10 protein-coding genes are annotated in these 13583 nt (G+C 39.9%); 7 read left to right on the top strand and 3 right to left on the bottom strand.

Translation table 11 applies throughout. From position 1 onward, the window contains the following. Positions 1–323: 323 nt before the first annotated feature. A complete protein-coding gene (locus PSE60_RS14090; RefSeq protein ID WP_272665808.1) occupies positions 324–2156 on the bottom strand; it encodes an AMP-dependent synthetase/ligase in 1833 nt (610 codons plus the stop codon). A 363-nt stretch (positions 2157–2519) separates the two neighbouring features. Then, positions 2520–3488: a transcriptional regulator LeuO gene (leuO, locus tag PSE60_RS14085; RefSeq protein ID WP_210837415.1), complete on the bottom strand. Its 969-nt coding sequence runs from the start codon at positions 3486–3488 to the stop codon at positions 2520–2522. An 896-nt stretch (positions 3489–4384) separates the two neighbouring features. Here leuO and leuA point away from each other — a divergent pair. The 7 genes from leuA (at position 4385) to PSE60_RS14050 (ending at position 13336) form a co-directional block, all read left to right on the top strand. Next, positions 4385–5962, top strand: coding sequence for a 2-isopropylmalate synthase (gene leuA, locus PSE60_RS14080; RefSeq protein ID WP_272575512.1), 1578 nt, complete (start codon positions 4385–4387; stop codon positions 5960–5962). 2 nt (positions 5963–5964) lie between these two features. Further along, entirely contained in the window at positions 5965–7053 is a 1089-nt protein-coding gene (leuB, locus tag PSE60_RS14075) for a 3-isopropylmalate dehydrogenase (protein ID WP_272665807.1), read from the top strand. A gap of 1 nt (position 7054) precedes the next feature. Then, positions 7055–8458 carry a 3-isopropylmalate dehydratase large subunit gene (gene leuC, locus PSE60_RS14070; RefSeq protein ID WP_272665805.1) on the top strand — a complete coding sequence of 468 codons (1404 nt, stop codon included), beginning with the start codon at positions 7055–7057 and terminating at the stop codon, positions 8456–8458. Positions 8459–8465: 7 nt separating this feature from the next. Beyond that, positions 8466–9071: a 3-isopropylmalate dehydratase small subunit gene (leuD, locus tag PSE60_RS14065; RefSeq protein ID WP_117162798.1), complete on the top strand. Its 606-nt coding sequence runs from the start codon at positions 8466–8468 to the stop codon at positions 9069–9071. 530 nt (positions 9072–9601) lie between these two features. Further along, positions 9602–11281 (top strand): HTH-type transcriptional regulator SgrR, encoded by a 1680-nt coding sequence (gene sgrR, locus PSE60_RS14060; RefSeq protein ID WP_272665804.1) that lies wholly within the window; start codon positions 9602–9604, stop codon positions 11279–11281. Between the two features lie 560 nt (positions 11282–11841). Then, entirely contained in the window at positions 11842–12528 is a 687-nt protein-coding gene (gene mutH / locus PSE60_RS14055; protein WP_272665802.1) for a DNA mismatch repair endonuclease MutH, read from the top strand. A 76-nt stretch (positions 12529–12604) separates the two neighbouring features. Further along, the gene (locus PSE60_RS14050; protein ID WP_272665801.1) at positions 12605–13336 is read left to right on the top strand and encodes a TerC family protein; all 732 of its coding nucleotides are present in this window, start codon (positions 12605–12607) and stop codon (positions 13334–13336) included. Here the strand turns inward: PSE60_RS14050 and PSE60_RS14045 are convergent. Then, complete coding sequence (locus tag PSE60_RS14045; RefSeq protein ID WP_110732106.1) at positions 13333–13581, bottom strand: helix-hairpin-helix domain-containing protein; 249 nt, start codon at positions 13579–13581, stop codon at positions 13333–13335. The two genes, PSE60_RS14050 and PSE60_RS14045, sit on opposite strands and share 4 nt — an antisense overlap. Between the last annotated feature and the right edge of the window lie 2 nt (positions 13582–13583).

Here is a 13583-nt window from a genome sequence, read left to right as displayed (position 1 = left end):
TCTTTATTTTTATCATTAAAATTGTGAAATTCGTGCTATTAACATATCGCTCTAGCTGAAACGAAGCAAACACCATTTCAGTGCAAGGATCACGAAACTTTCACATCATCTTGAACATGGGTATTTGATAGATAAATTGACTGCGTATAAAAATAATGGAAGAAAGAATGACTGCTATGAATGAAAAAACAGTGCAACTTTAATTAGTTGGAAACATTCTGATTTTAATATTAAGTGATAATCTGAATAAATAAATATGAATAGAACAAAAACAAGACCTGACCTACCCATAATACAGGTAAGTCAGATAATTAGATGGTAAATTATTCTTTGTACATCGATTCAATTTCTAATTGATAGCGCTCAGAAATAATTTTACGACGCAGTTTCAAAGTCGGCGTTAATTCACCTTTTTCCATTGAAAATGTGGTAGGTAACAATATAAAACGCTTAACTTGATGGAAATTATCGATATTTTTTTGCAGTTCTTTTAAACGACTTTCAAATAAGGCCACAATATTTGAGTCTTTTAAGAGTTCTAAACGATCTCGATATTTCAGATTTATAGAATAGGCATATTCTTCTAAGCTGTCATAACAAGGCACGATCAGCGCTGAAACAAACTTACGCGCATCCGCAATGACTGCAATGTGTTCAATAAACTTGTCTTGCCCTAATACGCCTTCAATCATCTGTGGTGCAATATATTTTCCGTTAGACGTTTTCATTAAATCTTTTAGCCTATCCGTAATATATAAATTGCCTTGTTCGTCAATTTTTCCTGCATCACCCGTTTTTAGCCAGCCATCTGATGTAAATGTATCCAAGGTTTCAATGGGTCGATTGAAATAGCCTTTCATGACCACTGGCCCTTTTACTTGTATTTCATCGTCTTTACCAATACGCACTGAAACAGAAGATAGTGGTGTACCTATCGAACCTAATGGGTATTTACCCTCTTCCCAGCAAGATACCGTGGCGCAGGTTTCTGACATGCCATAGCCATATTTAATATTTACCCCTGCTGAAAGGAAAAATGCAATCACATCGTCATCAAGACGGGCGCCAGCGGCTGGCATGAAACGAATTCGCCCCCCTAGCCCTTCGCGAATTTTACTGAGAACCAGTTTATCAACCATCGGAAAAATTGCGCGGTTAACTAAAGAGGGTTTATGGCCTTTTGCTAAGGCTTTCACACGGCGCTTGCCAAGGGATATTGCACAGCGAAATAGCGCCCTACGAATAAGAGGCGCTTTTGCCACTTGACTGTGTATTGCTGAATAAACTTTTTCATAAAAACGGGGAACCGCACACATCACGGTCGGTTTTACCTCAGCTAATGCTTCCCGAACTTGATTGGTGTCTGTTAAATAAACGTTTAACGCCCCAACGTGCATAACGTAAAAGCTCCACGCTCGTTCAAAAACATGTGAAAGAGGTAAAAAACTTAAAGAAACATCATCAGCGGTTAGTTGTAATCGTTCGTCATGGAGATACAGTTGGGCAGCCATGTTGTAATAATCCAACATAACGCCTTTGGGCTCTCCAGTAGTGCCTGATGTATAAATGATGGTAAATAAATCACCGAGATTATGTGCAGCGATGCGCTCATCAAGTTCCGTTTGGTATGCGGTTTGTGCTTGCGCCATAAATGTGGATAAATGCAGGGTGTCGATTGAAAGATCAGCCAACTCAACATTGTCATTCATCACGATAATCGTCGTTAATTGAGGGCAAAGAGCTGGTAATTGGCATGCAACTTGATATTGCATATCTTCCCCAACAAACAACACTTTAATATTAGCATCATTAATAATATATGCCGCTTGCTCAACACTGCTAGTTGCATAAAGTGGCACTGTGACAGCCCTAATTTGTAACGCGGCAAAGTCAACCAATGACCAATTCATACTGTTATGGGCAAATAACCCAATATTTTCTTGTGTGATAACGTTTAATGCTAAGAGACGACGAGAAATCGCTGATGTGTGATCGCCTACCTCCCCCCAAGTTAATGAGCTTTGTTGCCCGTTATCCCATTGACTGAAAGCTATCCGGCTCGCCGATTCGTGCGCAGTAACCCTGCTACGTAAGCGATTAACCAAGTGGTATGGATATAGATTTTCAGTAATCAAAGTGTATTCCCTATAGGTCATTATCGATATAAGTTACTCGGTACATTCACAAGCACTTAACTATTTTTTATTTCTTATTATTTCAGCTTACAAGTGTTAGCTGAATATTCGCAGTGTATCGACTAAAGAGATGCGTGAAAAGCATTTATATGTAAATTTTGTGCAAATGTTATGTCTGCTACAAAACTCATCATAACGCTCACGATAGTGAGTTAATTACCTTGTTGGCGTATCTATTTTGTTATAAGTACGTCTATAGAAATATAGAGGTTGTTGGCTTTAAGGGATAATTTCATTTGTTATTCCCCCTTAACAATATACGTTATTTCTTACTCACAATGTCTGAGCTTGCCAACAACCTCTAGCAATTTTTAAATAGGAGTACTATGCAGCAACAGCCTGTTCAGAGAGTTCCTCAATCAACTGGCTAAATTGAGATTTCATCCATTGATGGCCTTTATCCCTAACCGTTGATTCATGCCAAGTTAAATAGCAAGGCAGTGTATCTCGAAGCCACGGCAACGTTAATGTCCGTAATTTTAGTTGCCCAAAGTAATGACTTACTAGCCATTTTGGCACAATAGCGACGAGATCCGTTTGAGCAACAATACTCAGGACACTATTTAAGTCAGTACCTTGATAGCTAATCGTATGCGATAACTCAGTATTATGATAATAAGGTTTACTAAATGACCCCATGTTATCCATTGACATAATCGCATGACGTTCATTATTTAGTTCAACTTCAGAAATTGAATTACCAATACGTGGGTGATGATTACTCGCCACTAATACCAATTCATCATCGAATAAAACCTGATGTTGAAATTCTGTCTTTTCTAATTGATTATAGCCAAGGAAAAAATCCATTTCTTGGTATTTTAATTGATGAGCAATTTTATTATCCATAAAAGAATGAATGACTATATTAATATTAGGTGAAACTACCTTAAATTTTTCGACAATAATAGCAGCTAGACGAATATCTAACGGTGAACAAATAGATAAATTAAATATTCTATCACTAGTTTGTGGATTGAAACCTGCACTAGGTAATTCATTATGAACTAATTGTAATGCTTGCCTAATAGGCCCGAACAGTTGCTTAGCACGAGATGTCGGCTGAATACCACGCCCATACCGGACAAACAACTCATCATTAAACATTGATTTTAAACGTGATACTGCGTTACTCACCGCAGGTTGAGACATCCCTAGAACTTGCGCTGCTTTTGTCACGTTTTGCATCTGCATAACCACGTCAAAAACCGTTAATAGGTTGAGATCAACATTACGTAAATGAATATCGCTACTGTCTTTTTTAGCTGTTGAAATTGTATCAAAATCAGTCATTTTTTACTCCACTAATATATTTATCATTTTTCATTAACGAAAAGAGTCATTCATCTTAAAAAACCGACGAATATATAAATTCATTAAATATTATTCTTAAAACAACTTATAGATAATAAGTCATTTCGCTTTCCCTGCATTTATTAAAACGACGTTTATATTACTTTACCTATTAATTAAACTTGCAGTATAAATATCATTATAAAACGTAAATATTCATCAACATAATGAATGATAACCACTTATTAGCCTTGCAATCACTCACCGTAAAAATAATAAAGCAATTTTTGCAAGAAATCATAATAAATCGTATGTAGAATCAATAAATATTCTCATTATCAGATTATTTTTTAAATACTCATTTATTAGATAATTAACTTAATTAAAAAGTATTGGCGAAGATGATTCATTCCCTGCATTAGGTCTTACTTCATACCAAAAAAAAAATAAAAATCATATAAAAATCAATAACTTTAAACAAAAAAGCATTTAAATGAGCATAGCGAAAGAATTTTACCCTTATAACAACGTAAAAATCCAGATAAAACAGAAGGGATACACAAAAAAACAGCAACAACCACCAGCTAAAAGCCATAATTCATGATTGGTAAAAATAGGCTAAAAATCTATGATTGACATTAACTTTAAGATAACGTATCAATAAATACAGTTTGATTAAGATACTCAAGAGAGACAGTTGAAATGACATTTTCTATTCGCCTACTAAGCCTACTACTACTCGCATTAAATTTGCGCGGTATGCTTATGGACGAAAAATAGAAACAAACTGTCCACAAACATTAAAAACCCGCGCAACCCGCGGGTTTTTTTATGCCTGCGGCTTTGGAAGAACATAACTCTAAGCAAAAAACAAAATTCGATATGAGGAACACAATATGAGCAACCAAGTCATTATCTTCGATACCACCTTACGCGACGGTGAGCAGGCATTACAGGCAAGTTTGTCCGTCAAAGAAAAATTACAAATTGCCTTCGCATTAGAGCGTTTAGGGGTTGATATTATTGAAGCGGGTTTCCCAGTCTCTTCACCGGGTGATTTCGAATCTGTGCAAACCATCGCGAGAGAAATAAAAAACAGCCGAATTTGTGCATTAGCACGTTGTATTGAAAATGACATTGATGTTGCAGCTGAGTCATTAAAGGTTGCCGAAGCCTTCCGTATCCATATTTTCTTAGCCACCTCCAATTTGCATATGGAGAAGAAATTAAATAAATCCTTTGATGGCGTAATGGATATGGCAATTAATTCCATCAAGCGCGCAAGACGCTATACCGATGACGTTGAATTCTCCTGTGAAGATGCGGGCCGTACTGATCCTGATAATTTATGTCGTATCGTAGAAACGGCTATTAATGCAGGGGCAACAACAATCAATATCCCAGATACTGTAGGTTACACAACTCCTTACCAGTTTGGCGGAATTATCACTGATTTGTATAACCGTGTACCAAATATCGATAAAGCTGTTATTTCTGTGCATTGCCATGATGATTTAGGGATGTCCGTTGCTAACTCAATCAGTGCTGTACAAGCCGGTGCCCGCCAAGTTGAAGGTACCATCAATGGCTTAGGCGAACGCGCTGGCAACACGGCATTAGAAGAAGTGATTATGGCCATTAAATTGCGCGAACAAATGTTGAATGTGCATACCAATATTAATCACAAAGAAATTTACCGTACCAGCCAATTAATTAGCCAATTATGTAATACACCAATCCCAGCCAATAAAGCAGTTGTAGGCAGTAACGCATTTGCTCACTCATCAGGTATTCACCAAGACGGTGTGTTGAAAAATCGTGAAACCTACGAAATCATGACGCCCGAGTCTATCGGCTTAAAAGAACAACAATTAAATTTAACCTCACGCTCAGGCCGTGCCGCTGTTAAACACCGTATGGAGGAAATGGGGTATCACGAAGGTAAAGACTTCAAATTGGATGAATTGTATACTGCATTTTTGAATTTAGCTGACAAAAAAGGTCAAGTCTTTGACTATGACTTAGAAGCCTTAGCTTTCTTTACGAAACAACAAGATGAAACTGACCACTTCGTGATGGACTATTTCAGTACACAATCAGGCTCTAGTATTGTTGCAACAGCAACAGTCAAAATGCAGTGTGGCGATGAAGTGAAATCTGAAGCGGCAACCGGTAATGGCCCCGTTGATGCCATCTACCAAGCCATCAGCAACATTACACAATTCCCTATGAAATTAGTCTCGTACCAATTATCTGCTAAGGGCCATGGTGAAAATGCGTTAGGCCAAGTGGATATCGTGGTTGAATGCCATAACCGTAAGTTCCACGGGATGGGGTTAGCGACAGATATCGTCGAATCTTCAGCGAAAGCCATGGTGCATGTGTTAAATAGCATTTGGCGCTCTGAGCAAGTTGAAAAAGAAAAACAAAAAATAAATCAAGAATCACAATCAAACACAAAGGAAGCTGTTTAACAATGTCTAGTTATAAAATTGCCGTATTACCGGGAGATGGCATCGGTCCAGAAGTGATGGCGCAAGCTCACAAGGTTTTAGCCGCTATCAGCAAACGTTTTGCAATAACAATTAACACCACTGAATATGATGTTGGCGGCGCGGCAATCGACAAACACGGTGAACCGTTACCGCAGGCTACAGTAACAGGTTGTGAGGACGCTGATGCGGTATTATTTGGCTCTGTCGGTGGGCCTAAATGGGAACACTTGCCACCCGATAGCCAGCCTGAACGCGGTGCATTATTACCTTTACGTAAGCATTTTAAATTATTCAGTAATTTACGCCCTGCTCGCTTATATCAAGCATTAGAAGCATTTTGCCCATTACGCGCAGACATCGCAGCTCAAGGTTTCGATATTCTTTGTGTCCGTGAATTAACCGGTGGGATTTACTTCGGTCAACCGAAAGGCCGCAAAGGTGAAGGCCAAGAAGAATATGCATTTGATACTGAAGTTTATCACCGCTATGAAATCGAGCGTATCGCACGCATTGCTTTTGAATCGGCTCGCAAACGTAATAACAAAGTCACATCAATCGACAAGGCAAACGTGTTGCAAAGCTCAGTATTATGGCGTGAAGTGGTCAATCAAATCGCTCAAGAATACCCAGATGTTGAAGTCAGCCATATGTATATCGATAACGCAGCAATGCAAATGATCAAAGCCCCATCTCAATTTGATGTGGTGTTATGTTCTAACTTGTTCGGCGATATCATTTCTGATGAATGTGCGATGATCACCGGTTCTATGGGCATGTTACCTTCTGCGAGTTTAAATGAAGCTGGATTTGGTTTGTATGAACCTGCGGGCGGCTCTGCACCAGATATTGCTGGAAAAAATATTGCCAACCCAATTGCACAAATTTTATCTGCTTCCATGCTGTTAAGATTTAGCTTAGACCAAACTGATGCGGCAGATGCCATCGAGCGTGCAGTCAATAAAGCCTTAGAAGAAGGTTATAGAACATCAGACTTAGCAGGTGCAGGTCAATCAATAAGTACCAGTGAAATGGGCGATATTATTGCTCGTTATATTGCAGAAGGGGTTTAACATGGCCAAGACTTTATATCAAAAATTGTATGATGCCCACGTTGTCCGTGAGGTCGAAAATGAAATCCCTTTGATTTATATCGATCGCCATTTGGTACACGAAGTGACATCACCTCAAGCGTTTGACGGTTTGAGAACTAAAAATCGCCCGTTGCATCAACCAAGTAAAACATTTGCCACCATGGATCATAACGTATCTACGCAAACCAAAGATATTAATGCTTGTGGCGATATGGCTCGCATTCAAATGCAAGAGTTAATGAAGAACTGTGAAGAGTTTGGCGTAACTTTATATGATTTGAACCACCCATACCAAGGTATTGTCCATGTGATGGGGCCTGAGCAAGGTATTACTTTGCCGGGGATGACTATTGTGTGTGGAGACTCCCACACCGCAACACACGGTGCATTTGGCTCATTGGCCTTTGGTATCGGCACGTCAGAAGTTGAGCACGTGATGGCGACTCAAACACTGAAACAAGCACGCGCTAAAACAATGAAAATTGAAGTCGTCGGCAAAGCACCAGCTGGCATTACCGCAAAAGATATCGTTTTAGCGATTATCGGTACAACTGGCAGCGCAGGCGGTACTGGCTATATTGTTGAGTTTTGCGGTGAGGCCATCGAAAACTTGAGCATGGAAGGCCGTATGACGGTATGCAACATGGCTATTGAATTAGGTGCGAAAGCGGGGATTATCGCCCCCGATGAAACCACCTTTGCCTATATGAAAGGTCGCCAATTTGCACCTAAAGGCCAACAATGGGACGACGCGGTTGCGTATTGGAAAACATTAAAAACTGATGATGATGCACAATTTGATAAAGTCATTACTATTCAAGCAAGTAGCATCGCACCACAAGTCACATGGGGAACTAACCCGGGGCAAGTAATTGCCATCAACCAACCGATACCTGCCCCAGAGTCATTTGCGGACCCTGTTGAGCGAGCTTCTGCTGAGAAAGCATTAGCTTACATGGGGTTAGAGTCCGGTATTAAATTATCTGATGTAAAAATTGATAAAGTATTTATTGGTTCATGCACTAATTCGCGTATTGAAGATTTACGTGCAGCAGCTGCAATTGCCAAAGGTAAAAAAGTGGCTAATGGCGTGCAAGCCATTGTTGTTCCGGGATCAGGCCCAGTTAAAGCCCAAGCGGAACAAGAAGGTTTAGATAAAATTTTCATTGAAGCGGGCTTTGAATGGCGTTTGCCAGGATGCTCTATGTGCTTAGCAATGAATAACGACCGTTTAAACCCTGGCGAACGCTGCGCATCAACCAGTAACCGTAACTTTGAAGGTCGCCAAGGTCGTGCAGGCCGTACTCACTTAGTTAGCCCAGCAATGGCAGCCGCAGCTGCGATTAATGGCCATTTTGCTGATGTACGTGATATTCAAATCTAAGGAGAAAATGATGGAAAAGTTTATTACACACGTCGGGATTGTCGCTCCTTTAGATGCAGCCAATGTAGATACTGATGCCATTATCCCTAAACAATTTTTGCAAAAAGTGACTCGCACTGGTTTTGGCCAACACTTGTTTAATGACTGGCGTTTTTTAGATGAGAACGGGCAACAACCGAACCCTGATTTCGTCTTAAATAAGCCAGTTTTCAAAGGGGCAAGTATTTTATTGGCTCGCGAAAACTTTGGTTGCGGCTCATCCCGTGAGCACGCACCATGGGCATTAACTGACTTTGGTATTCAAGTGGTTATTGCCCCAAGTTTTGCTGATATTTTTTATGGTAACTCGTTCAACAACCAATTATTACCAATTAAATTAAGTGAAACCGAAGTCGATGAACTGTTTAACTATGTTAATGGCCATGAAGGTTGCCAATTTACGGTAGACTTAGAAGCTCAAACAGTGACTGCGGGTGATAAAACCTATCATTTTGAAATTGATAGCTTCCGTCGCCACTGCATGATGAATGGCTTGGATAGTATTGGTTTGACGTTGCAACATGTCGACCAGATCACCGATTTTGAAAGCAAGATTCCATCCTTTATGCAGTAAATCCTTTTCTACGCCTACTTTGGTGGGCGTAGTTCCTCTTTTAGCTCTAATTATCGAACTAAACCGCCTACTTCGCACCAAAAATGCGGAATTCATCCATCATTAAAAATTTACAATCCAAAATCACTTCCCCGTTAATATCTTCCTGTATAATTAACCTAAATATTTTGCCCATCACAAAATTTACTTTTACTTTTACTTTTACTTTTACTTTTACTTTTACTTTTACTTTTACTTTTACTTAACGATTTTTTCTAAATAGTTCGCGTTATAGCAAGGCGGCAAGTGAGGATACGCCTAGGAGCATACATAAGTATGTGACTAGGGTAGCTGAACGAAGCTAACACAGCTATAACGAGAAATATGACGAAAAAAAAGCCGGTAAAAACCGGCTCGGTGATAATACACCATTACTCTAAATGGGGGAGTTGGTCGGCAACTGCAGACCAAACGAGCTACTTACTACTTTCTATTATCGTGAGAATTTAGGAAATTAAAATTGATGTATTTTTTGCCGGAGTTCCTCTTTTATGTCTAATTCGCGATTACAAACCCAATTCATTCGTCTCTGGCAACATTTTCAGGGCCAAGACAGTGAAACTACGCTGCAAGATATCGCAGACACGCTGTTTTGCTCTCGTCGTCATGTCCGTACGCTGCTTAACAATATGCAGACACAAGGTTGGCTTAGTTGGCAAGCAGAGTCTGGTCGAGGAAAACGTTCCACCCTTATTTTTCATGTTAATGGCTTAGAGCTACAGCAGGCACAGGCTGAACAATTACTCAAAGAAGAAAGTATTGAAAAACTTGTCGCACTGGTTGGTGACAAAGAAACCATTCGCCAAATGGTATTATCTGAGCTGGAGCGCAGCTATCGACAAGGTAAAAATTTATTACGGATTATTTATTATCGAGATTTCCCGACACTGCTTCCTGGCGCACCAATGCGCCGCTCAGAAATTCACTTGATGAGCCAAATATTTAATGGCCTTACCCATATAAATGAGGAAAAAGGGGAAGTGGAAGATGGTCTTGCCCACCATTGGCAATCCACCAGCGATACCCAATGGCGTTTTTATTTACGCCCCGCTATTTATTTCCATCATGGGCGAGAAATGGTTACCGACGATATTATTTATTCCCTTTTACGCTTAAAAACCTGTTGGCCGCTATTCTCACATATTCAATCCGTTAGCTCACCGCAACCTTATGTCATTGATATCACGTTAAGTGAGCCTGATAAACAACTACCTTGGTTATTAGGTAGCCACCATGCCGCCATTTTACCGAAAGAGTGGGAGAACCTCGAAAACTTTAGCCGTTGTCCAATCGGTACTGGCCCTTATCAAGTAGAAAAAAACTTGCCACAAAAGCTGACCATTACGGCTTTCGACCGCTATTTTGGCTATCGTGCGCTACTCGATGAAGTGACCATTTGGGTGGTTCCTGAACTCTCTGAGCAAATGGTCTGTACAACATTAAAAATGGATGGTGATAAGCACCATAATGGCTCGCTCGAAAGTCGTATGGAAGAAGGCTGTTATTTCCTGTTAATGGATCAGCGTTCACCGATAGCTCAGCGTGAAGATGTTCGTAAGTGGTTATGTAGCTTTTTAACCCCTGTCAACCTGCTTGCACATTGCGAACCTTTTTATCAGCGCCATTGGGCGCCAGCTTATGGCCTGTTACTCCATTGGCATCACAGTAAAATGCTAACCTTGTTCCCCAAACCTGAAGATTTAACGGAGCTTACTGTCACTTTTTATCGCAACCACCATGAGTTCTACGCAATTAGCCAAATTATGAAACGGGTTTTACAGATGCAAGGGGTGGAACTTAAGATCAATATCATTGATTACGATGATTGGTTTAATGGCAATGGAGAAAGTGATATTTGGCTAGCAACCGCTAACTTTTTTAAACCTCTCGAGTTTTCCATCTTTGCGACCTTGTACGAAATGCCATTGCTACGACAATGCCTTAATAGCACTCTCGGCAATGAACTCAATCTATGGCGTAATAACCAATTAGATGTCGAAGCTTGGTGTGAAAGCTTAGTTGACTCGCAAATTTTTCACCCTGTTTTTCATCATTGGCTTGAATTGCAAGGCCAAAAAACCATGCGCGGCGTACGAATGAATACCTTTGGCTGGTTTGATTTTAAATCTGCGTGGTTTAAACCGTCTGAGGATAACCTAGAAAAATATTGATAGTTATAAACAGATGAAATGAATAATAAGGATGTTATTCACTTTTTCTGTGGATATCCATGTGAACAACCTCATGGTAATCAGGGTATATCCCCAAGCCGTTTTTTTATCAAAAAAAAGCACAATTGAATAATCACTGATAAATCAAACATGTAAATAACAAAATAGCCTTTTATCCACTGACTACTTTTTTAACTAAAATGCTTAGGACTTTAACTGAGCAAAGATCAAACAACGTTGTATTTATCCACAAGATATGTGCTTAACTTACTCATATTTTGTGATTTGCGTCATAAAAACCGTTTCGTCAAGGCTGTAAATACACACAGTAATCTCTGTTTTTCACAGTTATCCAGAAATCCTGTGGATAACCTAGTGCATGATCCTGTGATTATCTTGGGATGAACTTGAATAACCTCTGTAATAATTTATAATTTGGATAAATAAATAATATTATATTCCTATATATCAGATAGTTAAAAATACCAAAGAAAAAGTGTTATACTTCTTGAGTTATATGTATTTCCACTGGCTATTTTTTATACATTACTATTCAAACCATGACGCCATTTATTGCACCACAACCACCTGATAACGAAGCGACCTTAATGAGCCGAGCGCAAGCTCTTGCTGGCTACACGCTTGGTGAGCTCGCCCAACACGCTGCTATCGCTATTCCTCCTGATCTCAAGCGCGATAAAGGCTGGGTTGGCATGCTATTGGAATATTATTTGGGCGCGAGTGCGGGAAGTAAGGCAGAGCAAGATTTCGCCCATATTGGAATTGAATTAAAAACCATTCCGATTGACCGTTATGGTGTTCCACTTGAAACCACTTTTGTTTCTGTTGCACCATTAACGGGAAACAGTGGTTTAACATGGGAAAATAGCCATGTTCGCCGCAAGCTGTCCCGTATTTTATGGTTCCCTATTGAAGGGGAAAGGCAAATCCCGCTCTCACAACGTAGAGTCGCAAACCCATTAATTTGGAGCCCGTCTCCGTTTGAAGAACAGTTGCTACGGCAAGATTGGGAAGAGTTAATGGATCTCATTGTGTTAGGCAAAGTTGAAAGTATTACTGCACGTCATGGGCAGGTATTACAAATTCGCCCTAAAGCCGCGAACAATAAAGCATTAACGGAAGCGGTTGGTGAGTTTGGTCAGCCTATTATGACGCTACCACGTGGTTTTTATCTCAAAAAAGACTTTACCGCGCCCTTATTAGCGCGGCATTTTAGTTTAAGTTAGTCGCTAACCATCGCCTGTACCAAAGCAGACGATAAATTATTATCACTGTTTAATTCGTTAATTAGAAGGTACTAAGATGTTTGAGTGGATACTGGATCCCAATGCCTGGATGGCACTCGCGACACTAACCATATTAGAAATTGTCCTAGGCATTGATAATATTATTTTCCTCAGTATTGTGGTGAGCAAACTTCCGAATCACCAACAAAATAGTGCCAGACGGACTGGGCTTATTGCAGCAATGGTGATGCGTCTTGCATTATTGGCTTCTATTGCGTGGTTATCACGCCTTACCACCCCACTTTTTACTGTCGCTGATCATGTGGTATCCGCTCGCGACCTCATATTATGTGCAGGTGGGATCTTCCTTATATGGAAAGCAAGCCAAGAAATTTTTGATACGATTGAAGGAGAAGGTGAAAATAACCTAGCAAATAAAAAAGTCAGTTCATTTTGGGGCGCTATCGTTCAAATTGCTTTATTAGACATTATCTTCAGTTTAGATTCCGTGATCACGGCTGTGGGGCTATCAGACCACTTATTTATCATGATGGCTGCGGTCGTCATCGCTGTGCTCATTATGATGCTTGCGGCCAAACCCATTGGCGACTTTGTTGAGCGCTACCCTTCTGTAAAAATCTTAGCCTTATCATTTTTGATTCTTGTTGGTTTCACCTTACTACTTGAAAGTGTTCAAATTCATGTATCAAAAGGCTATATCTACTTTGCGATGTTCTTTTCCATGGCAGTACAAGTTCTCAATATCTTGCGCAGTAAGAAATGGAAAACGAGAAACCAAACTGATTAAGATGGCAATCTAACCGCTTGTTTAGCTGCTAAAATAGCCCCTTCTACCGCTTTTTTCGCTTGCGGGCTATTTTTCCAGCAACTTGAGCCTGTTAATGCGGCCCCATAAATTAAAATTTCATCGTAGGAAGCTTCGCTCAATTGTGCGAGTGAACTAAACCCCATTTGTTCTAAACGGCTAATCACTGTGGGCCCGACACCTTTAACTGCTAATAAAATCTGTTTTTCTGATTCAGAAAATGCCATTT

Source organism: Providencia sp. PROV174 (assembly GCF_028480685.1).
GTDB lineage: Bacteria > Pseudomonadota > Gammaproteobacteria > Enterobacterales > Enterobacteriaceae > Providencia > Providencia rettgeri.
The sequence above is the reverse complement of the archived record's forward strand: the minus strand, read 5'-3'. Positions and strand labels throughout refer to the sequence as shown.